The 25,148-nt window shown below is 44.4% G+C and carries 30 protein-coding genes; 15 read left to right on the top strand and 15 right to left on the bottom strand.

Annotated elements, in window-relative coordinates; translation table 11 throughout:
• Positions 1-104 precede the first annotated feature (104 nt).
• The gene (locus B5F91_RS13310; protein WP_087429547.1) at positions 105-1,022 is read right to left on the bottom strand and encodes a helix-turn-helix domain-containing protein; all 918 of its coding nucleotides are present in this window, start codon (positions 1,020-1,022) and stop codon (positions 105-107) included.
• A 259-nt stretch (positions 1,023-1,281) separates the two neighbouring features.
• Between B5F91_RS13310 and B5F91_RS13305 the strand changes: the two genes are divergently transcribed.
• Positions 1,282-1,506 (top strand): winged helix-turn-helix domain-containing protein, encoded by a 225-nt coding sequence (locus B5F91_RS13305; protein WP_087429546.1) that lies wholly within the window; start codon positions 1,282-1,284, stop codon positions 1,504-1,506.
• A gap of 90 nt (positions 1,507-1,596) precedes the next feature.
• Here the strand turns inward: B5F91_RS13305 and B5F91_RS13300 are convergent, their stop codons facing one another.
• Positions 1,597-1,935, bottom strand: a complete 339-nt coding sequence (locus B5F91_RS13300; RefSeq protein ID WP_087429549.1) for a translation initiation factor — start codon at positions 1,933-1,935, stop codon at positions 1,597-1,599.
• A 140-nt stretch (positions 1,936-2,075) separates the two neighbouring features.
• Between B5F91_RS13300 and B5F91_RS13295 the strand changes: the two genes are divergently transcribed.
• The 3 genes from B5F91_RS13295 (at position 2,076) to ispF (ending at position 3,964) form a co-directional block, all read left to right on the top strand.
• Complete coding sequence (locus B5F91_RS13295; protein ID WP_087429545.1) at positions 2,076-2,726, top strand: redox-sensing transcriptional repressor Rex; 651 nt, start codon at positions 2,076-2,078, stop codon at positions 2,724-2,726.
• A gap of 147 nt (positions 2,727-2,873) precedes the next feature.
• A complete protein-coding gene (locus tag B5F91_RS13290) occupies positions 2,874-3,491 on the top strand; it encodes a fumarylacetoacetate hydrolase family protein (protein WP_087429544.1) in 618 nt (205 codons plus the stop codon).
• Positions 3,488-3,964 (top strand): 2-C-methyl-D-erythritol 2,4-cyclodiphosphate synthase, encoded by a 477-nt coding sequence (gene ispF / locus B5F91_RS13285; protein ID WP_087429543.1) that lies wholly within the window; start codon positions 3,488-3,490, stop codon positions 3,962-3,964. Before B5F91_RS13290 ends, ispF begins: the two co-directional genes overlap by 4 nt.
• 100 nt (positions 3,965-4,064) lie before the next feature.
• Here ispF and B5F91_RS13280 read toward each other — a convergent pair whose 3' ends face one another.
• The 13 genes from B5F91_RS13280 to tsaB all read right to left on the bottom strand — a co-directional run bounded on the left by B5F91_RS13280 (position 4,065) and on the right by tsaB (position 16,070).
• On the bottom strand, positions 4,065-6,488 hold the full coding sequence (locus B5F91_RS13280) for a DPP IV N-terminal domain-containing protein (RefSeq protein ID WP_087429542.1): 2,424 nt from the start codon (positions 6,486-6,488) through the stop codon (positions 4,065-4,067).
• Between the two features lie 107 nt (positions 6,489-6,595).
• The gene (locus B5F91_RS13275; protein WP_087429541.1) at positions 6,596-7,030 is read right to left on the bottom strand and encodes a HipA domain-containing protein; all 435 of its coding nucleotides are present in this window, start codon (positions 7,028-7,030) and stop codon (positions 6,596-6,598) included.
• Positions 7,031-7,060: 30 nt separating this feature from the next.
• On the bottom strand, positions 7,061-7,792 hold the full coding sequence (locus tag B5F91_RS13270) for a HipA domain-containing protein (protein ID WP_087429540.1): 732 nt from the start codon (positions 7,790-7,792) through the stop codon (positions 7,061-7,063).
• On the bottom strand, positions 7,789-8,115 hold the full coding sequence (locus tag B5F91_RS13265) for a HipA N-terminal domain-containing protein (RefSeq protein ID WP_087429539.1): 327 nt from the start codon (positions 8,113-8,115) through the stop codon (positions 7,789-7,791). Before B5F91_RS13265 ends, B5F91_RS13270 begins: the two co-directional genes overlap by 4 nt.
• A 10-nt stretch (positions 8,116-8,125) precedes the next feature.
• Complete coding sequence (locus B5F91_RS13260; protein ID WP_087429538.1) at positions 8,126-8,329, bottom strand: helix-turn-helix domain-containing protein; 204 nt, start codon at positions 8,327-8,329, stop codon at positions 8,126-8,128.
• Positions 8,330-8,419: 90 nt separating this feature from the next.
• Positions 8,420-9,241: a prolipoprotein diacylglyceryl transferase gene (gene lgt / locus B5F91_RS13255; RefSeq protein WP_087429537.1), complete on the bottom strand. Its 822-nt coding sequence runs from the start codon at positions 9,239-9,241 to the stop codon at positions 8,420-8,422.
• A gap of 107 nt (positions 9,242-9,348) precedes the next feature.
• Positions 9,349-10,689, bottom strand: coding sequence for an RIP metalloprotease RseP (rseP, locus tag B5F91_RS13250; RefSeq protein WP_087429536.1), 1,341 nt, complete (start codon positions 10,687-10,689; stop codon positions 9,349-9,351).
• A gap of 84 nt (positions 10,690-10,773) precedes the next feature.
• Complete coding sequence (locus B5F91_RS13245; protein ID WP_087429535.1) at positions 10,774-11,931, bottom strand: 1-deoxy-D-xylulose-5-phosphate reductoisomerase; 1,158 nt, start codon at positions 11,929-11,931, stop codon at positions 10,774-10,776.
• Between the two features lie 129 nt (positions 11,932-12,060).
• Complete coding sequence (locus B5F91_RS13240; protein WP_087429534.1) at positions 12,061-12,915, bottom strand: M23 family metallopeptidase; 855 nt, start codon at positions 12,913-12,915, stop codon at positions 12,061-12,063.
• Positions 12,916-12,924: 9 nt separating this feature from the next.
• Complete coding sequence (gene rimM / locus B5F91_RS13235; RefSeq protein WP_087429533.1) at positions 12,925-13,440, bottom strand: ribosome maturation factor RimM; 516 nt, start codon at positions 13,438-13,440, stop codon at positions 12,925-12,927.
• Between the two features lie 5 nt (positions 13,441-13,445).
• Positions 13,446-14,753 carry a UDP-N-acetylglucosamine 1-carboxyvinyltransferase gene (murA, locus tag B5F91_RS13230; protein ID WP_087429532.1) on the bottom strand — a complete coding sequence of 436 codons (1,308 nt, stop codon included), beginning with the start codon at positions 14,751-14,753 and terminating at the stop codon, positions 13,446-13,448.
• Positions 14,754-14,772: 19 nt separating this feature from the next.
• Positions 14,773-15,372: a DUF4290 domain-containing protein gene (locus B5F91_RS13225; RefSeq protein ID WP_087429531.1), complete on the bottom strand. Its 600-nt coding sequence runs from the start codon at positions 15,370-15,372 to the stop codon at positions 14,773-14,775.
• A gap of 8 nt (positions 15,373-15,380) precedes the next feature.
• The gene (tsaB, locus tag B5F91_RS13220; RefSeq protein WP_087429530.1) at positions 15,381-16,070 is read right to left on the bottom strand and encodes a tRNA (adenosine(37)-N6)-threonylcarbamoyltransferase complex dimerization subunit type 1 TsaB; all 690 of its coding nucleotides are present in this window, start codon (positions 16,068-16,070) and stop codon (positions 15,381-15,383) included.
• A gap of 295 nt (positions 16,071-16,365) precedes the next feature.
• On the opposite strand from tsaB, the gene B5F91_RS13215 reads away from it, so the two are divergent.
• The 11 genes from B5F91_RS13215 (at position 16,366) to B5F91_RS13160 (ending at position 25,117) form a co-directional block, all read left to right on the top strand.
• Positions 16,366-17,241, top strand: coding sequence for a YicC/YloC family endoribonuclease (locus B5F91_RS13215; RefSeq protein ID WP_087429529.1), 876 nt, complete (start codon positions 16,366-16,368; stop codon positions 17,239-17,241).
• Positions 17,242-17,388: 147 nt separating this feature from the next.
• Positions 17,389-17,955: a guanylate kinase gene (gmk, locus tag B5F91_RS13210; RefSeq protein WP_087429528.1), complete on the top strand. Its 567-nt coding sequence runs from the start codon at positions 17,389-17,391 to the stop codon at positions 17,953-17,955.
• A 155-nt stretch (positions 17,956-18,110) separates the two neighbouring features.
• Positions 18,111-18,293: a hypothetical protein gene (locus B5F91_RS13205; protein WP_087429527.1), complete on the top strand. Its 183-nt coding sequence runs from the start codon at positions 18,111-18,113 to the stop codon at positions 18,291-18,293.
• Positions 18,275-18,871, top strand: a complete 597-nt coding sequence (nadD, locus tag B5F91_RS13200) for a nicotinate (nicotinamide) nucleotide adenylyltransferase (RefSeq protein WP_087429526.1) — start codon at positions 18,275-18,277, stop codon at positions 18,869-18,871. Before B5F91_RS13205 ends, nadD begins: the two co-directional genes overlap by 19 nt.
• A gap of 77 nt (positions 18,872-18,948) precedes the next feature.
• Positions 18,949-19,833 carry a 1,4-dihydroxy-2-naphthoate octaprenyltransferase gene (menA, locus tag B5F91_RS13195; protein ID WP_087429525.1) on the top strand — a complete coding sequence of 295 codons (885 nt, stop codon included), beginning with the start codon at positions 18,949-18,951 and terminating at the stop codon, positions 19,831-19,833.
• A gap of 417 nt (positions 19,834-20,250) precedes the next feature.
• Positions 20,251-20,799, top strand: a complete 549-nt coding sequence (locus B5F91_RS13185; RefSeq protein ID WP_087429523.1) for a UpxY family transcription antiterminator — start codon at positions 20,251-20,253, stop codon at positions 20,797-20,799.
• 38 nt (positions 20,800-20,837) lie between these two features.
• Positions 20,838-21,950: an MraY family glycosyltransferase gene (locus B5F91_RS13180; RefSeq protein WP_087429548.1), complete on the top strand. Its 1,113-nt coding sequence runs from the start codon at positions 20,838-20,840 to the stop codon at positions 21,948-21,950.
• A 189-nt stretch (positions 21,951-22,139) separates the two neighbouring features.
• On the top strand, positions 22,140-22,451 hold the full coding sequence (locus B5F91_RS13175; RefSeq protein WP_087429522.1) for a nucleotidyltransferase domain-containing protein: 312 nt from the start codon (positions 22,140-22,142) through the stop codon (positions 22,449-22,451).
• 93 nt (positions 22,452-22,544) lie between these two features.
• On the top strand, positions 22,545-22,907 hold the full coding sequence (locus B5F91_RS15285) for a hypothetical protein (RefSeq protein ID WP_162611711.1): 363 nt from the start codon (positions 22,545-22,547) through the stop codon (positions 22,905-22,907).
• Positions 22,901-23,236 carry an IS66 family insertion sequence element accessory protein TnpB gene (tnpB, locus tag B5F91_RS13165; RefSeq protein WP_087429520.1) on the top strand — a complete coding sequence of 112 codons (336 nt, stop codon included), beginning with the start codon at positions 22,901-22,903 and terminating at the stop codon, positions 23,234-23,236. The genes B5F91_RS15285 and tnpB overlap by 7 nt, the downstream gene beginning before the upstream one ends.
• 72 nt (positions 23,237-23,308) lie before the next feature.
• A complete protein-coding gene (locus B5F91_RS13160) occupies positions 23,309-25,117 on the top strand; it encodes an IS66 family transposase (protein ID WP_087429519.1) in 1,809 nt (602 codons plus the stop codon).
• Positions 25,118-25,148 lie beyond the last annotated feature (31 nt).

The raw sequence follows: 25,148 nt of genomic DNA, 5'->3' as shown, positions 1-25,148 counted from the left end.
ACCATCGATTACGAATTCCTTGCTGAAACCGCAGAAGCTATGGTACAGATTGCATTCATCCAAATCATGCTTAACAAATTTATCGAATGAAATCAAAACAGCTTCTAAAGGTCGTTCGCTTTTTTTACAAAGCTGCATTCTTCCGCTAACTGTTCACGATATTGTTTGGGAGAAAGTCCGGTGTAGCGTTTTACGTATTTTCCGAAAAAAGACAAGTTGGGGAAATCCAGTTCGTTTACGATTTCTTTAATGCTTTTTTCTGATTTTTTCAGCAGGTAGATTACGTCTTTCATCACATATTCATTGATAAGTTCGGATGCAGTATGGCCGCATGTCTCTTTACATATTGCCGAAAGATATTTGGGGGTGACATGCAATTTGTCGGCATAGCCTGCTACCGTGCGGTCTTTCGGGTAAGATGAAGTGACAAGTTGCAGGAATTCCTTGAACAGGCGCTCGTTGGAAGAATAAGTGGGAGGGCTGAATTTAAGAAAACGTTCCATTGTATCATGAAATTCATAAAGGAAAGCCAAAAGCAGGGCGTCCGTTACTTCTTTCTGATGATGTCTGGGCTTGCCGGTCAGGCGCGAGCGGATTAGGTCGTAATATTGGCAAAAAGCTTCCGTTTCTTCGGGTTGCAAGTGGATGACGGGCGATTTCTCCAAAAACTTCAAGACGTCCCAGCTGTTGTCGGCTATGACGGACAATTGGCGGATGTATTCGGGCGACATGGCGATGCTGCGGAACTCGATATCGAAACTTGCCATGCTTTTTTCGAGGATGATGTTCGGGTGGCAGATAAGCAGGTCGTTCGCTTCGACGATGTGAGTCTCGCCGTCTAATTCCAATCGTGCTTTCCCTTTCAGGCACAATACGGCTATCATGATTTCCATTCGTACGGCACCTGTTATCCGGCTTGCCTTGTTGATGTCTTCGATGAAAGCGATGCGGTCATCGCAATAAACCGCGATGCCTCTCTCCGCGATATGTTTCATGCTTCCTTGTAAAATTTCCTGTTCCATAATCTGAATATTTATGTTTAGGCAAAATAAGCCATTATTTTGGTAAATAGAGTAGTCTGAAAGGGTTTATTAGTGTTCTTTTCTTCTATTGAAGAGGTGGATAGGGTAAAATGAGACATTTGGATTTGTAAAGACCACAGGGCGATAACAGCTTTTATGCTAAAAATAAAGAGGAATAGAACATTGCTATTTCGAAAAGAAAACCTAACTTTGAAGGCGAGTTAACTAACCTATTAGAAAACAACTAAATGATTGTATTATGGACAAGGCAACAATTGGAACAAATGCAGGTATTGTCTGGCGCACGATAAACGAGAGCGGCAGACCTTGGAAGTATGAAGAGTTGAAGAGTGCTACGAATCTTTCCGACCGCGATTTGAATGCGGCTATCGGTTGGCTGGCACGTGAGAATAAGATTGAGTTTGACACCGAATTGCCCGATGGTGAAGAAGTAATGCACGTAGATTGGAACGTGTACTTTTGAAAGAAGAGCGTTGATAGTGAATAGTGAATAATGAATAGTTAATAACGAACTATAAACTATTCATTATTAATTATTCACTATTTACTTTATTCATTTTGCTTGCGTATATCCTTCGTTGCGCAAGATTTCTACGAGGCGTTGTTTGAAGTCGCCTTGTATCAGGATTTCGCCCTCTTTTACCGAACCGCCCGTGCCACATTTCGTTTTGAGCAGTTTGCCTAATTCTTTCAGGTCATCTTCTGTGCCGATAAATCCTTTTATGACAGTTACGGTTTTTCCTCCTCTTCCTTTTTTCTCGATATTCACCCGCAGGGGTTGCTTGTTCTTGTCGAGGGTTTCAGCTTTATCTTCTCCTTCTTGCTCGTAGCGGAAGTCGGGATTTGTGGAATATACGATATTCAGTCTGTCTTTCCAGTCGTTCTTCTTCATATCTGTTCTTCTTTTATGTGTGGCGTCTTTACGTTTGTTATTATAGAATGTGTCCAAAGTTACGCACATTTTTTCTGCATTCGTGCATAAATTTCAAATAAATGGCGTATTTTTGCGGAAACTGAACGAAAACAGAAGCCATGACACTACAATCAGCTAAAAATACGGATAGGATACCTGAACCTACCTTGCGCAGGCTTCCGTGGTATCTTTCGTGTGCTAAATTGATGAGGGAGAAAGGCGAAAAGTTCGTTTCTTCCACACAGATTTCGAGGCAAATCAATATTGACGCATCACAGATAGCGAAGGATTTGTCGTATGTGGATATTGCCGGACGCACCCGTGTAGGGTATGAAATAGAGCGTTTGGTGCAGGTGCTCGAAGATTTCTTGGGGTTTACCAATCTGCATTGTGCTTACTTGTTCGGCGTAGGAAGTTTGGGAGGTGCCTTGTTGCGCGATTCGGGTTTGGCACATTTTGGATTGAAGATTGTAGGGGCTTTTGATATTAAGCCTCAGTTGGTCGGAACTAACATCAATGGCATTCCGATTTATCATTCCGATGAGTTCGAAGCCCGTATGCAGGCAGACCGGGTAAATATTGGGGTACTGACTGTACCTATCTCCATTGCTCAGGAAATAACCGATAAAATGGTGGCGGGAGGCATCAAAGCGGTATGGAACTTTACGCCTTTCCGTATTCGGGTTCCAGAACGTATTGTCGTGCAGAACACTTCGCTTTATGCTCATTTGGCGGTGATGTTCAATCGGTTAAATGAAATAAATGATTAATGTTAAACGCAGAGACGCAAAAACGCAAAGTCTTCATTTTAGAGAAAGCAGAGTACAGAGAGAAAGGTTATTTTGCGCACTTTGCCTTCTCAAGAAAGAAAAATCTCTGCGCTTTTGCGTCTTTGCGTTTATAAACAAATACATAACATGAAAATAATAGCAGTAGGAATGAATTATCCCTTGCATTGCAAGGAGTTGCATGCGGAGGAACCTTTGCCCGAAGAACCGGTTATCTTTATGAAGCCTGATTCGGCACTTCTAAAGGATAGCAAGCCTTTCTTTATTCCCGACTTTTGCCGACAAGTGGATTATGAAACCGAATTGGTGGTACGCATTTGCCGGTTGGGGAAAAACATCTCCGAGCGTTTCGCACACCGGTATTACGATGCCGTGACGGTGGGAATTGATTTTACGGCACGCGACCTGCAACGCCGTTTCCGTTCCGAAGGCAAGCCGTGGGAGTTGTGTAAAGGTTTCGATAATTCGGCGGCTATCGGCGACTGGATACCCGTAGGACAATTTGCGAACATCCAGAACATCCGTTTCCATTTGGATATTGACGGGCAGAAGGTACAAGAAGGGAATACGTGCGACATGATTTTTCCTGTAGACCGGATTATTGCCTACGTAAGCCAATTTTGCACATTGAAGATAGGCGACCTTTTGTATACAGGCACTCCCGTAGGTGTGGGTCCCGTGGCAATTGGCAATCATCTGGAAGGATATGTGGAAGATAGAAAAGTACTTGATTTTAATATACGATGAAGATACGTACAGGATTCGGATTTGATGTCCACCGCTTGGTGGAGGACCGCGACCTTTGGTTGGGCGGAATAAAGATAGAGCATACGATGGGGCTGTTAGGGCATTCGGATGCCGATGTGCTGATTCATGCCATTTGCGATGCGCTGTTGGGGGCTGCCAATATGCGTGATATCGGTTATCATTTTCCCGATACGGCAGGCGAGTTTGAAAACATCGACAGCAAGATTTTGCTGAAGAAAACCGTAGCCCTTATTGCTACAAAGGGGTATACGATAGGGAATATCGACGCTACGGTATGTGCCGAGCGTCCGAAGCTGAAGAATCATATCCCACAAATGCAACAGGTTTTGGCAGAAGTGATGGGCATTGATGCGGATGATGTGTCTATCAAAGCCACTACGACTGAGAAGTTAGGATTTACGGGGCGTGAGGAAGGAATTTCGGCATACGCTGTGGTGCTGATTTCAAAATGAGAATATGCCTTTAAAAACGCATTAGGGTTCATCGGCTGATGAACCCTAATGTGTTGATTGATGAAGCCTGCTTCGTAAGCTGATGAAGCTAGGTCCGTTTTTAACGTCTTGGAATATCTACTGATTCTTCGGCTTTCCCGTTCAGCCAACGTGAGAAGAAATCTACCATACGCCAGTAGAAATATTCATCCATATCACCGAATCCGTGGCGTTGTCCGGGAAGAATTAGCATATCAAAACGCTTGTTGGCACGAATCAAGGCATCTACCACCCGGATAGTGTTTGCCGGATGTACATTGTTGTCGATATCGCCATGTACCAGCATCAGGTGTCCTTTCAGTTGCTTGGCTATTTCGGGATTCGTTGCTATCTTATAAACGAATGTGGTGTCACCTTTTTCGCTAACCTCTTCTTTTACGCCATGATGTGTCTCACTCCACCAACGGTTGTAAATGCGGTTGTCATGATTTCCGGCACACGATACGGCTGCTTTGTAAAAGTCGGGATATTGAAGGATAGCCGCCGTAGACATGAATCCGCCTCCAGAATGTCCGTGGATACCTACCCGGTCAATATCAATAAACGAATGGCGTGCAGCCAATTGTTCTACCGCTGCCTTATGGTCGGCGAGGGGATAGTCGCGCATATTGCCGTATCCATAATTGTGATACCATTTGGAACGGCTGGGATGTCCTCCGCGTTGTCCTACCGAAATCACGATAAATCCAGCCTGAGCCAAACGGTCGGTACGTACACTCATACGGGTGAACGGATAATAAACCGCTTCCACTTGCGGACCGGGATAAACGTAGTCTACAATCGGATAAACCTTGGTCGAATCGAAGTTGTAAGGCTTGTACATCACGCCGTAGAGATCGGTCACTCCGTCTGCGGCTTTTACCGTAAAGAGTTCGGGGAATTGATAACCAGCGGCAAAGAGTTGGGAAAAATCACTTTCTTGCAAATCCATCACCTTATTTCCATTACGGTCTATCAAGACAGCATTGGGCACGGTGTTTACCCGCGAATAATTGTCTACGATGAAACGGGCGTCATCGTCTATATCTATTTCGTGGAAATATTCGCCTTGAGTCAAGAGTTTCAATCCGCTTCCGTCGGCATTCACCTTATACAGGTGTTCGTAATAAGGATTTTCACCTTCTTCACGTCCGTTAGCGGTGAAATAGATAGTGCGGGTAGCCGGGTCAACTTTTACAACTCGTTCTACGTGCCACGATCCCTTGGTGATGCGATTCTTCAGATTCCCTTGGTCATCGTATAAATAAAGGTGTGCCCATCCGTCCCGTTCGCTCCATTGGATAAATTCTTTTCCGCCGTTGAATACCTGAATGGGGCGGGTTTCTTGATACGTATTCATCCGTTCTTTCACGATAGGGACGATTGAATCTTCTCCGATGGTATATGTGCAGACATCAATGCGGTGCAGGTCTCGGCTGCTGCGGGTGAGGAAGAAACGGTTGTTATCACCTTGCCAAACATCCGAACGGAATTCGGCATCGCGTTCTTTCATCTGATACGGACGGCTTTCTATCATCAATGTCTGATTTTTCCATGCCGCTGTACGGATTTCTTTCCGTGTGTTGTCGGTCATGTTGAAGATATACAGATGATCTTCGGGCGCATCCATTTCGCCCGGCATCTGATAGCGGTAAGTCTCTAATGTAGGGCGAGGAGAAGCCAGCGAATTGATGACCCACAAGTCTTTCACTTTCCGTTCGTCGGTAACTACCGTAACAAAATGTTTGGAGTCGGGCGACCAGTATCCCCATACGCCACGGCGTTTCCCATTGCAAAGAGTGTCGGTATTCAGTATGCTATACGGAATGCCGTAACCGAAATGTTCGCTTCCGTCTTTTGTCAACTGGATTTCTACAATCGTACTGTCTTTCTCATCCTTTTGCGCCTTGCGGTAATCGGCGATGCTCATGCGGTAGAGGTTGCAATCTTTAGCGTAAACCACCGTTTGCCCGTCGGGAGAAACCGATGCCCAATCCAATTGTTTCGGCTCTTTGGCTTCTTCAGTCAGTTGAGTCAGTTTGCGTGTCGGGTAATCGTATGAGAAATAGAACACTTCCTTTTCAGGCTTGTCCGCTTTCTTCTTATCGTCTTTCTTCGGCTTCTTATCTTGCGAAGAGGTTACTTCGAAGGTAAAGGTACGTCCGTCTTCCTTTACTTTCAGATTTTGGATAGGTAAATGGCGTGCCTCGAACGGGTCGTGCACAATTTCAGTTAGTTGGGATGCTAATTCGTCACGGTCGAAAAGCGGAGTCTTCCGGCGTGCGTCGGGGTCGACCACATACCAAAACGTACCTTCGCTGGTTTTGTATTCGAACCAAAAATCATTTCCCGTGGGGAACCAATGCGGGTCGACTGTAGTAGAGAACAGCATCGTGTTCAGCTTCTCCCGTGTAAATTTCTCTGCCTGAAGATATTCGGGCAGACGCTCTTGGGCAAGCGCGGGCATAGTCTGAAGGGCAAGCCCTAAGAACAAAAGAGATAACATGCGTATTTTCATAAACTCTGCTTGTTAATGAATAGATATTTGTTTATTTTCAAGCTCCAAAGATACACAAAAAGCAAGTAATTGAGTAAAAAAGGTAAATATAATATTTATTGGGCAAGCAGCTTACGGCGATAATTCATAGATAATTCATATTGGCGTTTTAAGTCTTGAGATAAGAAAGAACTTTCTATTAATTCTTTTGTCAATGGATATTCACCTGCAAAACGGTTTAGCTCTCGTTCGATTAATTTCTCAGGGAGATTTATGCGCTTACCGAATTCTTCGAAATCTTTGCGCTGGACAGAATGGATGTCACTAAACGACATGCCTTCTTTAAATAATCCTTTATCGAGTGCAAAAATTCTTGGTAGTGTCAAATGCAAAGAGGTATTTATCAAGTCATAACCAGGAGCTAAACGATATTCGTTTCCTATATTAATTAAAGAAAAATTTTTCAGATGCGCATCGTCATTCAGTGTGATAAAATTAAGAAGCTGTTTTGAATTTATCGTGCGATGATTTGGGATGAGTTTTTGAGGCATTTTCGCTTCTGTGATGAGGAAGATAGCGGGCTATCTGACGAAGAACAGGAGCGAAAAGGACCAAAAAATCGCCCAAAGCACACACGAAAACGGATACATCAAGCCAAGAAAAACTTTTTGGAGAAATTCAAAACAGCTTCTAAACACGATTAATCTAAAGAAATTAAGTAAGCTAACAGGAGCCGCTTTTACGTGCTTATGTATCACTTCTGCACATTCTTCGTAGCTTCCGTTACAATATTTGAAATCGCTTCCTCCATTTGTCCGCGTATATCCAAGCAAAGAAGCAAAATCTTCTTGTTGATATTTCCCGCCATCTGAACGCACATCAAACCGTCGGGTTATATAAGCAGCCTCATCATTTTTGAAAAAACACAAACCATTTGGGGCTGTTTCAAGTCGATACACTTGAGCGGCAATCTGCATGGTCAAATGCTCATTGGCTGCACAGAAATCCTTATGGAAAAGATGATAAGCATTCGGGCGAGGCTTTAAAATATAAGTACCTTGTTCATTCGCACGGGCATAATAGAGACGTAAGTCTTCTCCTATCAGCATAGAAAACTTGGGTTGAACACCCGATAAAGAAATACGACCAATGTTTTGAAGAGCCTCCTTTGCTTCAATTTGTTCCGCAGACGGGCTTGGGAAAGGAAGAAAAGGCGAAACTTTCTTTCCATCAAACAACATTTTGAGTGCTATCGGAGAATATGAATCAAATCCTTGTGCTAAGGTCGAAGGGCATACATTTAACTTTATCATGACTTAAAAGGCTTAACGGTTACAGCTCCAATGGTATCGAAACGAGCGGTAGCTAATAGGATGCCGAAATCATCTTCCGGGTTTATATGTAACAGATGAGATTGTATTTCCCGATTTTCTCCTTCCGAGAGCATATTAAAAAAGAACGGGAAAAGATAAGTAGAGTAATAAGTTTTCTTATCCAAAGGCATTGCCAAACAAACCGGAGGATTTGACTCCTTCTGCAAATAAGATTCGTCATATTCGAATACATACGTCTTACTATCAGTTTCGGTTAATATTCCAGCCTTGATTCCATGTATATAAACTTCACATTGTCTCATATCCTTGTAATTAATCCTTTAATCTGATGTCAATTTGTAAACCTAATGTATCGAGAATAGCAAGCAAAGTTTCCAATTTGGGATTCCCCTCTCCACGCTCAATGGCAACTAGTGTATTGATTCCTACACCAGCCAATTCAGATAGCTCAAGCTGTTTTACTTTCAAGCTTTGCCTCCGTTGCTTGATTATCGTTCCTATTTCTTTGGTATTCACAATGTAATGTGATTTTTCAGCAAAGATAATTTTAAATAAACAAGTATACAACAAAAATCACAATTTAATGTGATTTTTGTTGTGCTCTAATTATATTTTGATTTTTTCTTTTCGGAATACGAAATAAAGCCCCAGCAGGATGAAAGGAATGCTCAACACCTGCCCCATGTCGATAGGCATAGCGTTCTCGAACTCTACTTGACGTTCTTTGAGAAACTCGATGAAGAAACGGAAAGTGAATATCAAGGCGATGCAAAGCCCGAAATAGAAACCTTTGCGGGCAGTGTCTTTCCGCTTCCAGTATATCCAGACCATGATGCCGAAGAACAGGAAATAGGCAAGTGCTTCGTAAAGCTGAGCCGGATGCCGGGGCTGGAGGTCGACTTGCTCGAAGACAAATGCCCAAGGCAATGTGGTCGGCATACCAATGATTTCGGAATTCATCAGGTTGGCAAGGCGTATGAAACCAGCCGCTACCGGTGCGGCAATGCCTAACATGTCAAGCACATCCAAGTAATGTATCTTGGTTTTCCTGCAAAAAAGATAAAGGGCGATAATCAAACCCAATGTCCCTCCGTGGCTGGCAAGTCCGGCATATCCCGTAAATATCCACTCTCCATTCGGAAGAAAACGGACAGGGAGTACAATCTCTAACGGATGCGCCAAGAAATAAGACGGGTCGTAGAACAGGCAATGCCCCAACCGGGCACCCACAAATACGCCTACCATGCAATAGACAAATAATGACTGGTAAGTGTCTATCGGCAATTTCTTCACTTGATAGAGTTTATATACCACTTGGCAAGCCGCCAAAATGGCAATCATCCAAAAGATGCTATACCACCGAAGTCCGAAGTTGCCGATATGGAAGAGCACGGGGTCGGGATTCCAATGAATGTAAAGTAAGTTCATCGCTTTTTTATTTTAATAAAACACAGAGACACGGAGACACAGAGGAATACATTTTCCTCTTTTATCTAAAGAATAAACTCTGTGTCTCCGTGTCTCTGTGTTCTAATTTAAAGTAAAAATCTCATAACATCGTTAAAGTTCGCCCAAATAAGCAAGGCTAAGAGCAGGAACATACCTACCATTTGCGCATATTCCATAAACTTGTCGCTGGGCTTACGTCGGGCTATGATTTCATAGAGCAAGAACAATACATGGCCTCCGTCTAATGCCGGGATAGGCAAAATGTTCATAAAGGCAAGGATAATGGAGAGGAACGCTGTCATTTCCCAAAAACGTTGCCAATCCCATATTTTCGGGAAAATGCTTCCGATAGTGCCGAATCCTCCCAAACTCTTGGCTCCTTCGGCGGTAAAGACATACTTCATGTCGTTGGCATATCCTTTTAATGTGTTGATTCCCAACATTACACCTGCAGGAAAAGACTGGAAGAAGCCATACGATACATCGGTTACTTTATAATCAATTAAGCCTCCTATCGCATTTACTTTAAAGTTAGTATCTGTTTGTACATTGACCGTATCGCGCACTCCGGCACGTGAATAGACCAATGTAAATTCGCTTGAAGTCTTTTCCTGTAATTCAGCATTGAGTTGCAGATTGTTCATTTGGTATAAGAATTCGTTCCATGAATGAATTTCGGTACCGTTGAATGCCACAAGCGAGTCTCCTTTTTGGATGCCTGCTTGTGCGAATCCTCCTCCAGCAACGACCGAGTCAACTACGTTGGGTTGGAATACAGAGACGAACATTGGATTAGCTTGTGCCACGTCAAGTAAGCTTAATTCAGGCATCAGGATTTGTTTCTCTTGTCCGTTGCGGAGTACTGTCACTTCACGTGCTTCAACAATGTCGCGGATCATATCTCCATTGAAGCGGGTCAATTCTTTACCGTCGGCACTCAAAAGAATGTCCCCATCGCGGAAGCCTATTTCTTTTGCTTGGTCATTAAACTTCATGCCGTAGGTCATATCTTTCAGGGCAATGTACGAATCTCCCCATGTGAAGAGAATCATGGAGTAGATAAATAAGGCAAGGATGAAGTTCATCAACACTCCGCCTATCATTACCAAAAGCCGTTGTCCCGCAGGCTTGGAGCGGAATTCCCATGGCTGAGGCGGTTTTTTCATTTGTTCGGTATCCATTGATTCATCAATCATACCTGAAATTTTGCAATACCCTCCTAAGGGCAGCCAACCTACTCCATACTCCGTATCGCTATGCTTCGGCTTATACTTGAACAAAGCGAACCAAGGGTCGAAGAAAATATAAAACTTCTCTACCCGTATCTTGAAAAGGCGGGCAAAGAAAAAGTGTCCTCCTTCATGTACAATCACCAGTATCGAAAGACTGAGGATGAGCTGGAGCGCACGAATCAAAAAGGTTTCCATTCTATAACTGTTTGTTTTTAATTAATATTTATACTCTATTGTCATCCTTCACTGTGTTCAGGATGACATTAAAATCTATGTCAATTAGTACCTCGTATTTATCACTAATTCCGCGGCGATGCGGCGGGTCTCGGCATCGGTCGCTACATAATCTTCATATCTCGGACGTTGGATGAACGATACCCGTCCCATGGTCTTCTCTATTACTTCACTCATGCCGAGGAAGGAAATCTTGTCTTCTAAGAATGCGGCTACGACCACTTCATTAGCTGCATTTACGATGCAAGGCATATTCCCGCCTTGATGCAAGGCTTCGTATGCCAAAGCCAAATTGCGGAAACGTTCCGTATCGGGCTTCTCGAAGGTCAGGGTATTGTATTTCGCAAAGTCCAACCGCTCTCCCGAAAGGGATACCCGCTTGGGATAAGAGAAGGCATATTGGATAGGAAGACGCATATCGGGCACACCCAATTGGGCTTTTACTGCTCCGTCTTCGAATTCCACCATGGAATGAATGACCGACTGGGGATGTACTACGACCTCGATTTGGTCGGGACGTACTCCGAAGAGCCATTTGGCTTCGATGACCTCGAATCCCTTATTCATCATCGAAGCCGAGTCAATGGTGATTTTCGCTCCCATGTGCCAGTTGGGGTGATGTAATGCCTGCGCCTTGGTCACCGTGCGGAGCTGGTCTATGGTGTAAGTGCGGAACGGACCTCCCGAAGCGGTAAGAATCACTTTCGATACGGGATTGTTCACTTCCAAGCATTGGAAAATAGCCGAATGTTCCGAGTCTACCGGAAGGATAGGAGCGTGATATTCTTGTGCCAAAGCATTGATAATCTCGCCAGCTACGACCATTGTTTCCTTATTGGCAAGGGCAATGGCTTTTCCTGCACGGATGGCATTCATCGTAGGAAGCAATCCCGCATAGCCCACCATGGCGGTCAATACAATATCAATCGGTTTTGACTCTACAATCTGAGCCAAAGCGTCTTTTCCCGCATATACCTTAATAGGCAGGTCGGAAAGGGCTTCTTTCAGTGCCGCATATTTATCTTCATTGGCTATAACTACGGCTTCGGGCATGAACTCGCGTGCCTGTTGGGCAAGTAAGTCCGCTTTATTATTTGCCGTAAGGGCATACACTTCGTACAGGTCGGGATGTTCTTTGATAACTTGCAAGGCTTGTGTCCCGATAGAGCCTGTAGAACCTAATATTGCTATTTGCCTTTTCATAAGCTTTTTTATTTTGAGTCTCACCACAGAGAGCACAGAGGCACACGGAGTTTTTTATTTTATTTCCTTTGTGGTACTCTGTGTCCTTTGTGGTGAAATTTATTTATCAACATATCTTTCATTCTTCATTTAGAATACCACATATTGCTCCGGATTGACCGGATTCCCTTTGTGCCACAACTCGAAATGGAGATGAGGCTTGTCGTCCTTATCTATCGCATCACCCACTAAGGCAATGCCTTCTCCTCCTTTTACTTTATCTCCTTCGCGCTTCATCAATGAATTGCAATGTTTATACACCGAGATGAAGTTTTGCGGATGTTGTATTTGGAGCACGTATCCCCAACCGGGAGTATATCCGGCGAAGATAACCGTACCTTCCAATACGGATAAAATGGTTTCATTCGGGCTTGCGGTCAAATCCACTCCAAAATGCCGGTTGTCCGGATTGAAGTTGGTAGACATTACGCCCCGCACCGGACGGTAGAAAATAAACCCTGCGGCATCTTCCGCTTCCGTTATGGCGGTCAGGTTATACCGTTCGCGGGCTTCGTATTGTTTGCGGAACTCATCTTCTATTTGAGAACGGGCAATCAGTTCTTCTTCCCTCAAATCAGTCAGGGAATCAATAGATTGTACCGTATCTGCCTTCACCTGTCCGCTCAATATATCGCGGATATTTATTACGTAACGGTTTTGCCGGTCGAGCGCGGCTTGCAGGGAATCGGCACGCAAGGCATTTGCCACCACTTGGGCACGCACTTCGCTATTCATATAACCGGGCAGGTAATTACGTAAGGGAGTGAACACGATGATGAGGGAAGCGATGAAGAAAATCACGGCGCAAAAGACCAGCAACACCGATAAGCCGTTCAGCTTGGAGACATGGATGCCTACCACTTCTTCCAACGTATTCTCGTTGACTATGCTCAACTTATACTTGAACCGGATGTTATGCCAAAACGCTTTACGTGCTTTCTTCATACCTTTATATTAGGATTCAATCAATCCGTCGGGCACATCGACTTTCATCACCTTCTTTTTCCGGTCTAAGTCGATGATAAATTCTTCGTGGGCGGGCAATAAAAGCTCTTCTCCGTCTTTCTCAATAGAGAAAAGAACGTTCATCGTTGTATCGTCCACATCGGTTATCTCGCCTAAATAGCCATGATGCACATCTTCTACCCGGAAGCCGATAAAGAAATTCCATGAAGTCACATCTTCTTGTTCGTCCATGAATTTCTTAGGGAAATACACTTCTACATTGGTAAACTTCCGCGCTTGTTCGGCGGTGTCGATGTCTTCGAATTTCACCAATGCCACATTATCGGAGCGGAAACGGTATTCCTCCATGAAGAAAGGCACTAAGATGCCGTCCATCAATAAGATAAGGTAATCGCAATCCACACGGTCGAATATGTCATCGGTAAAGGTGAAAGACACTTCGCCTTTTACTCCGTGCGGCTTGTTGATGACACCGATTTTAAAAACTTCTTCCTTTCTTATCATACGTCTTATTCAATACGGGTGATACGTGCGCCTAATGCCGATAGGCGTTGTTCGATATATTGGTATCCGCGGTCTATCTGCTCGATGTTATGGATGCGGCTGATGCCTTCCGCGTCGAGTGCGGCTATCAGCAGGGCGATTCCTGCACGGATATCGGGCGAGGTCATGTTTCCTCCACGCAGGCGGAAAGTACGGTCATGCCCGATAACTACCGCACGGTGCGGGTCGCAAAGAATGATTTGCGCACCCATATCAATCAGCTTGTCCACAAAGAACAGGCGGCTTTCGAACATCTTCTGGTGAATCAGGACACTTCCTTTAGCTTGGGTGGCTACGACTAGCATCACGCTCAACAAGTCGGGGGTCAACCCTGGCCAAGGCGCATCGGCTATGGTCATAATCGAACCGTCAATGAACGACTCGATTTCGTAATGCTCTTGCTGGGGAATGAAAATATCGTCTCCGTGTTGTTCCAAACGGATGCCCAACCGGCGGAAACTATCGGGGATGATGCCTAAGTTCTGATAAGACACCTCCTTAATCGTGATTTCACTTCCCGTCATAGCCGCCATGCCGATGAAGCTTCCCACTTCAATCATGTCGGGCAACACACGGTGTGCGCATCCTTTCAGGCTTTTTACCCCCTCAATGGTCAGGAGATTCGAGGCGATGCCTTCGATATGCGCCCCCATGCTGTTCAGCATCCGGCAAAGTTGCTGGATGTAAGGCTCGCACGCGGCATTGTAAATGGTGGTCTTTCCTTCGGCAAGTACGGCGGTCATCAGAATATTTGCCGTACCCGTGACCGATGCCTCATCCAGTAGCATGTAAGTGCCTTTCAAATGCTCCGCGGAGATGCGGAATACCCCTTTCAGGCTATCGTATTGGAACGTTGCGCCTAATTTTTGGATGCCTAAGAAGTGCGTGTCCAGCCTGCGCCGCCCGATTTTGTCTCCTCCGGGCTTGGCTATCATGGCACGTCCGAATCGGGCTACCAGCGGTCCGACCAGCATGACAGACCCGCGCAAGCGGGAGCATCGGGTCAGGAACTCATCGCTCTCTAAGTAATCGAAGTTAATGGCATCGGCACGGAAAGCATACGTGTCAACGTCTTTCTTTTCCACTTTCACTCCCATGTCGCGGAGCAGTTGGATAAGGTTATTCACATCCAAGATGTTCGGGATGTTGCTGATAATCACCTCTTCATCGGTCAGCAACGTGGCACAAATCACTTCCAGCACTTCGTTCTTCGCTCCTTGTGGAACGATTTCGCCGTGCAGCTTATGTCCTCCTTCGATTACAAACGATGCCATGAGATATATACTTATTTATTTAATATTTTTTCTTTTGTTGGTTATTGTTGTTCATTTGGCGGCGGCGAGGGAAATTGCGTTGCTCGTTCAGACGCATATCGTTTTCTGTGAGTTCGATTTTCCCTTTAGACATTTCGTTTAAGTCTTCAAAGATTTTCTGGTCTTCCACCCCGTCTTTGTTCCAAGCCTGGTAGTCTTTTTTCATGTGATTGGCTATCAGTTTAATCAATTGTTTCCGCTCTTCTCCTTCGGGATAATCTGCCGCTATTTGGATGATATCCTGAATGAAACGTCCGTAATGGCGGAAGCGAATATTGTGTTGCGAATACGGGATGCGCTCGGGTTTGATTTCCAGGCTTTCTTTTTTCACCACTTCTACCGGATAGTCGATATCCAGCTTGAAGTCTGCCATAATAGCAAGGTGATCCCATAATTTATGATTGTTGTCGTTCGCATCACGCAGGTAGGGGAACATGCTTCCCATGATGTTGATAATCGTATTGGCGCACCGTTGGCGTTCGGCACGGTCTTCAATTGTCAAGGCATAATCTACCATGTTCTGTACGCTCCGTCCGTATTCGGGAAGCGGCAATTTCCGTTGTTGGGTATTATATTCCATACTTGTTTTTATAATAATTTCTTTGGCTTCGAAGCCACAAATTCTTTCAGATAGAAAGGCTCGAAATAAGCCACGTCTTTAAATTCTTCTCTTGCCATTGCCTTTTCCGCCAAAGGGAACATCCATTTGGCAAGGGGGTGGATGTTGTCAATAAAGTGTGCATTGGGATGCGTAAGTTTCTCTTGGCATTTAGTCGCTCCGTTTCCGAAGAAATATACGGGGTGTCTCTCTAAAAACTCGGCATACGAATGCTCATCGATGATGTCGGCACTGATAGGGCGTTGCACCCGCAAGGCACGGTCGTAAATGGTGGCATAGACCTCCATCCGGCGTGCGTCAATCATGGGGCAAAGCAAGGCGTCATCAGGCAATTCTTTGTGTAGCAATATCGGTACGCACATCACCTCTAAGGTTGGGATTCCCAATAAAGGGATATTGAGGGCATAACTGATGCCTTTTGCCATGGATACGCCGATACGCAATCCGGTGTATGAACCAGGTCCGCAACTTACCGCAACGGCATCGAGGGGAATGGCATGGCTATTGATGAACGAAAGGGCTTCGTCTACATACACGCCCAGCACTACGGCGTGAGACGGTCCTTCGAAATCTTCTTTTGAATAAATGCAAGCTCCGTCTTGGCTGACGGCAACCGAACAGACTTTCGTAGAAGTCTCAATATGTAAAATGCATGACATAAATCAATGATTAAATAAGAGAGTGCAAATATACGAATAATTTTTGAGTTTTGTAAGACCCTGTGCCGGATTCTTCTTAAAATAGGATAATACGGATGCCGTTGGTGGGTTGCAGGCAGAGGGCATATAGTTGCATAGCCTTACGGATATATCTCCTTTGGGCAACGCATGTATATGGATGAGCCGATGAAGTTAAGTCCGTGTGTCCGTCAATTTTAACACTTGTGCTTTTGCAGGCATTTGGATAGTTGGCAGAGATTTGTTACCTTTGCGGAACTTAATAAAAATCAACTGTATGATACAATCAATGACCGGATACGGCAAAGCGACCGTTACATTCGGAGATAAAAAAATAAACGTTGAAATCAAGTCGCTCAATAGCAAGGCACTCGACCTTTCGACACGCATTGCGCCTCTCTACCGTGAGAAGGAAATGGAAATTCGGAACCGCATTGCAAAGACATTGGAACGTGGGAAAGTGGACTTCTCTCTTTGGATTGAAAAAGAAGCTGGCGAATCTGCTACGCCTATCAATGCCGCATTGGTGGAAAATTATTACAAACAAATCAATGCCATTGCTGAGGCTTATCATATTCCGGTGCCGGAAGATTGGTTTGCCACATTGCTCCGTATGCCCGATGTGCTGACCCGGGTAGAGGTGCAGGAACTTTCGGAAGAGGAATGGAGTGTTGCCAGCCAAGCCATTGACGAGGCATTGCAACATCTTGTGGACTTCCGCAAACAAGAAGGCGCGGCTTTGGAAAAGAAATTCCGTGAGAAAGTAGATAACATCGAGCGTTTATTGCACTCGCTGGAAACATACGAAAAAGAGCGTGTGACAAAAATACGCGAACGCATCACCGATGCGCTGGAAAAGACTATCCAAAAGGATTATGACAAGAACCGTTTGGAGCAAGAGTTGATTTACTACATCGAGAAATTAGACATCAACGAAGAAAAGCAACGTCTTGCCAATCACCTGAATTATTTCCGCGAAACATTGGATAACGGACATGGCCAAGGCAAGAAGTTAGGCTTCATCGCTCAGGAAATGGGACGCGAAATCAACACCACCGGAAGCAAGTCGAATCATGCGCTGATGCAGAACATCGTGGTGCAGATGAAAGACGAACTGGAACAAATTAAGGAACAAGTGTTGAATGTTATGTAAATTTTACCGATTTTAATCGAACGCAGAGACGCAAAAACGCAAAGCTTTCATTTTTAGAGAGAGCAAAGCACACAGAGATAAAACAATTCGTTTTTTTTCTAATTATATTCTCTGCGCTTTTGCGCCTCTGCGTTTAAATTTAATAATATGAACGGAAAACTGATTATATTCTCCGCGCCTTCGGGTTCGGGCAAGTCGACCATTATCAACTATTTGTTGAAACAGGGGCTGAACCTGCAATTCTCTATCTCTGCCACCAGCCGTCCGCCTCGCGGAACGGAGCAAGACGGAGTGGAATATTTTTTCCTCTCGCCCGAGGAATTCAAGAAACGCATCGCGAACGATGAGTTCGTGGAATACGAAGAAGTCTATCCCGACCGTTTCTATGGCACGTTGAAATCGCAAGTGGAAAAGCAGCTTGCCGAAGGTCAGAACATCATTTTCGATGTGGATGTAGTAGGCGGATGCAACATCAAGCGTTTCTATGGCGACCGTGCTTTGTCGGTTTTTATCCAGCCGCCTTCTATCGAAGAATTGCGCAAGCGTTTGGAAGGACGCGGGACTGATTCGCCGGAAACTATCAATAGCCGGATTGCCAAGGCGGAGTTCGAGTTGAGTTATGCGCCGAAGTTCGACCTCATCGTGGTGAACGATGAATTGGAGAAAGCCGAAGCGCAAGCGTTGGAAGCTATCCGAAAGTTCTTAAATAATTGATTATGTCTCATCACAGATTACACAGATTCAGATAATTAATAATGAACAATTAATAGTTAATAGTGGCAGGCTGCACGCTTGCCGTTGTTCATTATTCGCTTTTAATTATTAATTATCTAAATCTGTGTAATCTGTGGTGAAAAAAACAAGCCACCATGACCAAAGACCCGAAAAAACTTCTGCTTACCTTGATGATTATTGCGATATTTATCGCATTGGTCGCTTTTGCCGTAGGCATATTTGCCCTCAGCCTGAAAGAATACATTATTGCCGCCGCTATGTTCATCGTGGCAGGCTGGCAAGTCGTAAACTTCTTCAAATGGAAAAAACTTTTATAAAGACCGGAATATTCGGAGGGACATTCAATCCGGTACATATCGGACACCTCGCCCTTGCCAATTACTTGTGCGAATACGAAGACTTGGATGAAGTGTGGTTTCTTGTCACCCCACAAAATCCGTTTAAGAAAGATGTCCGATTATTAGACGACCGCATCCGTTTAGAGATGGTAGAAGCCGCCACCCGCGGTTATCCCCGTTTCCGGGCTTCCGACTTCGAGTTCGGTTTGCCTCGTCCTTCTTACACCGTCGATACACTTCGGAAACTTTCCGAAACTTATCCCGAACGGGAGTTTACGTTAATCATCGGGGCGGATAATTGGGCGAAGTTCGACGAATGGAGGTCGCCCGAGGAAATCCTCCGGAAGTATCAGATAATGGTTTATCCGCGCTCCGGATATGATTTACACATTCCAGATACGGTGCAGGGACACGTAAAAGCCGTGCAGACCCCTTTGCTCGAAATCAGTTCCACTTTCATCCGCCGGGCGATAACCGAGGGGAAAGACATCTGCTATTTCGTACATCCCGAAGTGTACCGCATCATTCGAGAGAAAAAACTTTATATCAGTGAATAGTGAATAATTAAAAGTTAATAATGACTTGGAACAGAGCGTTATTCATTATTCATTGTTAATTATTAACTTAACGCTTTATGAACGAAGATATTAAGCCCAATTCTTTGCAAGCCTGGATATTGGCGGCACGTCCCAAGACCTTGACCGCCGCATCCATTCCTGTCATGATAGGATGTGCCTTGGCAGAGGCTCACGGACATTTTCAAACCGTACCCGCCATTCTTTGCTTCCTGTTTGCCTTCTTCATGCAAATAGACGCAAATTTCATCAATGACTTGTATGATTTCTTGAAAGGAAGCGACCGGGAAGACCGCTTGGGACCCGAACGGGCTTGTGCGCAAGGCTGGATTACGCCCAAAGAAATGAAACGAGGCATCCTTCTCACCACTCTTCTTGCCGGAATTTGCGGGCTTGGGCTTCTGTTTTATAGCGGTTGGGAAATGATTCCGGTAGGTGTTGCCTGCATCATCTTCGCTTATCTCTATACGAAATTAGCCTATCAAGGTTGGGGCGACATCTTGGTGTTGGTGTTTTTTGGTTTCGTGCCTGTCGGATGCACCTATTATATAATGGCACATACGTGGAATCTTTCCGTAACTATCGCATCAATAGCCAGCGGGTTGGTTATTGATACGCTATTAATGGTCAACAATTTCCGCGACCGGGAGCAGGATAAGATTAGCGGAAAACGTACGTTGGTTGTCCGTTTTGGGGCGAAAACAGGATTGATTCTTTATTTCTTTTTAGGCTTTGTCGCATGCTGGGTATGTTTTTATTTCTTAGGACAAGGAAAAATTTATGCAAGCGTTTTGCCTCAAATTTATTTGCTTCTTCATATCCTGACTACTGCCCGTATGGCTCGTATCGGAAAAGGGAAGTCCTTGAATATCATATTGGGAGAGACTTCGAGGAATATGTTCCTTTTCGGTCTCTTGCTCTCTATCGGCTTGGTATTGGACTAACAGCCGGGCTGGATAAAGCCTGCATAGGTTTTTTCCTTTTTTGTCTTCAGGTAGTGCAGCGGCACTTCTGGGGGTTATTTTATTTAATAGTATTTCTTTATTTTTATTTTTTTTGGTACTATCAATATTTTCAGTAACTTTGTAACGAAATTATAGTTATAACTGCATGTCTATTAAATGATAGCAGTGAAATGGAATGAACTTTTTCAGAGTGGGGTTGAGATTATCAATCAATTGAGTTTGAAGAAGTTAAAAGGGGTTACGGATAGTTTATTCTTGGATTCAGGAATAAGTCCGAGATTCGAGGTTTTTAGTACTAAAAATAGACGGACTAACCTTGTATGCCACGTATTTATTGTGCAAAAAGAATAAATACGGGGGAATAAGAAGTATGTCCGTTTTCGACTAGGGGAAAATATGGCTGATTCTATTCAGATAAAGCATTGGTACGCTTGCAAAGTATTTTTTAATAAAGTGTTCGAAATTGAAAGAATGCTTCACGAATCGGCTATCGAGTGCTATATCCCTTGCGAAACCGTATTGGTAGAGAGAGACGGTAAGAAAAAGAAGGTTCGTAAGCCTGTTATTTCTTCTCTTTTGTTTTTCCGCTCTTCAGAAAAAGATGCCTTGGCTATACAAAACCAATTGAGCGGGCGCATCCTTTTATATATGCGGAAAGTCGGGTTTAGGAAATATCCTTCAGCTATTTCGGATGCGGAAATGAATGTTTTTATTTTGGTGTCTTCTTCCGGCGAAAAAGGGCTGGAATATTTAAGTGCAGAAGATACCGATTATCAAGTAGGCGAACGGGTTAAGGTGATTGACGGACCGTTTAAGGGAGCCGAGGGATACATACACCGTATCAAGGGGAACCGGCGTCTGGTCGTTTCTATCCAAGGGGTTTGTGCTGTAGCCACTTCGTATATTCCCCAATGTTTTCTGCGCAAGATTGCTCCGGATGAATAAATAAGATTACAATAATGGCGTTATTTCAGGATTCAGGGCTGATGCTATTAGCCATAGCCCTATTTTTAGTGCTTGCCGCTTGCTTGTCCTTCTTATTGATACCTCGGATATTGGTTATCGCCTTCCGCAAGCGGCTGTTTGATTTGCTTGATGAGCGAAAAGACCATGTAGGCATTGTCCCCCGTTTAGGAGGAATATCATTCTATCCGATAATATTCTTTTGTTTTGCCTTTTGCGAGGCGTTTATGGCATTTTTGTTCGGCAGGGAAACGACACTCCTTTCCTCATCGGAATTGTTTATGCAGGTCAGCCTGCTTTTCTGCGGGTTGATTTTGCTTTTTCTGATAGGCATTGCCGATGATTTGGTTGGTGTCCGCTATTGGAAAAAATTCTTGGGACAGTTTGTTGTTGCTGCATTCTTTCCTTTGAGCGGTCTCTATTTCAACGACTTTTACGGTTTGTTCGGGATAGAAGCCGTATCTCCGTGGATAGGCATTCCTTTTACGGCAATCTTTGTGGTGTTCATTACCAATGCCATTAATCTGATTGACGGAATCGACGGGCTTGCCTCCGGCTTATGCATTGTAGCCTTTTCCATTTTAGGTATCTTTTTCCTTGTCTGGCATGCATGGATATGGGCATTGCTTTCATTTGTGACGGTCGGTGTGCTCATCCCGTTTTTCTATTTTAATGTGTTCGGCAGGGCAGACCGTTGCCGGAAAATTTTCATGGGCGATACCGGAAGCTTGACATTAGGCTATTTGCTATCCTTTTTGGTAATCAGTTGCGCCATGTATGATGAGGCGTCTTTCCAGACCCCCAATAATATCATCATCGCTTTTTCGCCCTTATTGGTTCCGGCGTTCGATGTGGTCAGGGTCGTGTTCTACCGTTTCCGCCACCGGAAACCCCTGTTCCTGCCCGACCGCAATCACATTCATCACAAATTCCTGGCAATGGGCTTCTCCCATCGGCAATCGATGGTTTTGATATTATGTATGTCCGCCTTGTTCGTTGTCCTCAATATAGTGACGGTCCGTTTCCTGAGCATCACCCTGGTGTTTTTGGCAGACATAGCTCTTTGGATTGCTTTGAATCTCTGGTTCGATTGGCTGATAGCCAGCCGGAAGCCAAGCATGTTAGAAACCTGAATCACTCCCTCTAAAAACGAAGCAAGGTTCGTCGGCTTACGAAGCCTGCTTCGATGGCTGATGCATACGGGTTCGTAAGCCGATGAAGCCGGATGGGTTTATTTAGCTTTGATTTTGTATCAAATAACGTTGGAAAATCAAAACATTTCCGTAACTTTGTAGAAAGACGAACAAGTAAAGCAGACAGATATGAGACGACCTGATATCATAAGAAAAATTGCTGAGACTATGCATCACATAGCTCCTACAGCAAAGACGGTGCTTTATGGTTCAGAAGCGCGTGGTGAAGCCCGTCCCGATTCAGACATAGACCTGTTGATTCTTTTAGAGGACAGTGAACAGCCGTTTGAAGAACGCGAACTGGAAATAGTGAGGCAATTATATAAGGTAGAACTCGATAGTGGAGTGATTATTTCGCCACATATCGTTTTGCGTTGTCTGTGGGAAAAGGTTTCCACCCCATTCAGCATAAACATACAAAAAGAAGGCATTACTTTATGAGAGATAAGTTGGATGCAGAAAGCAGGTAAGCAGTCAAAAAATGGCTATTGATATAAATCCCTACCTTCGCTGCGAATCAAAACTTAAAAAATCATGTATAGCAGTGAAGATCTTGAAAGGTTTTACTTTCAGTACCAGACCGAGGCTTTGCCTCATGGAGAGTCTCTCCAGTCGTTTTGTATGAAGCACAAAGTTCCTTATAACATCTTTCAGAAATGGTATAAGGATACGCGTAAAAAAATAGTTGAAGTCAAAGTGGATGGGATTCCTGTTGAAGGAGGTGATGAGACGGAAACAGAACCGAATGGCCAGTTTCATAATGTATCCCAAACTGACGACAAGTCCGTACGTATTTGGGTTGACATCCGTATAAGTAACGGCTTACATCTGTCCCAAAAGAATTTAAGCTATCAGGATTTGGTCCGGATGATAGAGAAGCTGGAGGGTCTATGTTAAACATTACCGGCCTTCATCATTTTTATTATGTGCGTGACTTTACCGACATGCGCTGCAAGCACAGCCGTGTGTTGTCCATCATCCGTGAGCGGCTTCACCGTGAACCTAATGATGGGGATGTGTTTATCGTCATGTCGCGCAACCGTAGAATCGTCCGTATGTTTTCCTTCGATAACCGCTCTTACAGTCTGTTCGAAAAGAAGTTTGTCGCAGGCTATCAGTTCATGAAAGTGGAACGGAATGGAGCGGACACCTTCTATCGGATTGACTGGAAAGATGTAGTTCTGATACTTGAAAATCCGGTAGTTAAAATATTAAAAGTCAGATAATTAACCAGGTCATACGCTTGCGGCTTTGAGATTATTTTTGTATCTTTATATCTGTAAATCAAAGGTTTAAGGATGATCGAGCTGCAACATATCATAGAAACGAAAAGGGAACTGCTGGGTAGGGAAACCTACTCACGGAATCCTGTAAATTATAGCGAAGGTATGTCAGAGGATCAGAAAGACCGGTGCATCCAGTACCTTGCCGAGCAGAATCAGGAACTCAAGTTGAACGGAGAAGCCATGAAACTTGTCTTAGATGATTTTATGGGTAAAATCCAAGAGCTTGAAGGAAAAATGTCAGCTGTAGAGTCGAGTCAGGCAGGCTTGCAAAAGGAGTTGTCGGAAAAGAGCAAATTATGCAGGTCACTTGAGCGTAAGGTAAAATCCCTTCAGGAAAAGCTCGATTACGCCAACCAGGAACGTTTTGGTGACAGGCGTCAGAAAGTAAGGAAGAAGACATCGGATGATAAACCTGAAAGGCCGGATTCGGACCGGGAAAGGGAAAAAGAGGATTATGATGGTACTGACGGTACCCTTCGTACGGATTCGGTTGACGACAGTCAATCCCGTGATGCAAAAGAATACGCTAAGAAAGAACGTGACTTGTCCAACCGTCCCGACGGGTATAAAACGATGGGGGTGGTTGGAGAACCGGTTGAACATCCTTCCGATTTGACAAAGGTTCCCGGACGGATTATCGAACGGAGGATGGTCCGGGTATTCAGTTTCCGTACTTTCCTTGCGGAAGAACGTTTCGAAATGGTCCATTATGCGGAACCGGGCAAGAAGCCCAAGTGGGGTTATTTCCCTACGGAAGGCCATCCTGAAGTGGTGACTAAATTTGAAGGGACGACAGCTACTCCCGAATTCCTGCAGGCCATAGCCTATGAAGTTTATGTGAAGAACGTGACCTTCGGTCTCCTCCACCAATGGCTGACAGATATGGGAATGACCATTTCAGAAAACACTTTGCACAATTGGCTTAAGAAAGGGAAGAAATATTTGGATAAACTGGTTTGCGTGCTGAAAGAGATTGCGTTGGAAAAGGATTCCATCGTGAATTGCGATGAGACCTGGTGCAAGGTCCGTAAGTATGACCATTATAAGAAATGCTATATCTGGGTTTTGGTAAACAAGGCGCAGAAAGTGGCCGTGTTCTTTTACGAAAACGGTTCCAGAGGCCGTGAGGTGCTGACGGACTTCCTTGGAGATGCGGAATTGAAAGGCATCATGTCTGACGGATATAACGCCTATGTGTTTATAGGTGACGAATTGAAGTCGGCCAAGTTTAAAGACACCGTCCATCAGGTCTGCATGTCCCATGCAAGAAACAAGTTTGTCAAAGCGGCCAATCAAGGCGGGGAACAAAACGCCGTTTCTTTTTCGGACGATATGAAAGAGTTGTTTGAAAAGGAGCGCAGCTATAATGAGGCGGGGCTTACTCCTGCAGAAAGATTGAAAGAGAGACAGGGGATGGCGACCAAGGAAATCATAATAAGGATACGCAGCAGGCTGGACAGTGAATTGGCGAATGACTCGGAACTTCGAAGCCGGTATTACACGGAAGCCCTTAATTATCTGAATCATTTTTGGAAAGAGATCTTTGCTTACTTGCAGGACGGGGATTTACCGATAGACAACAATCTTGCCGAACGGACCATCCGCAAGCTGACCACCCAACGGAACAATTCGTATCATTACGGTAGTGATATCGGGGCGGAAATGGCAGTCACTTATCACAGTGTAATAAGTACGGTGAAACTTCACGGCAGTTCCGTTTGGAATTTCATCGGGACTTTTTTCAAAAAAATCTTTAACGGGTGCAGGGACTATGTGAATATGGTTCCGGCAAGAATCGCTTTGGCTGCAAGCCAGTGTTAATTTTCAAAACTAATTTTTAACATAACTCGAT

The sequence above is a fragment of the Bacteroides sp. An322 genome (assembly GCF_002161765.1).
GTDB lineage: Bacteria > Bacteroidota > Bacteroidia > Bacteroidales > Bacteroidaceae > Phocaeicola > Phocaeicola merdavium.
The sequence above is the reverse complement of the archived record's forward strand: the minus strand, read 5'-3'. Positions and strand labels throughout refer to the sequence as shown.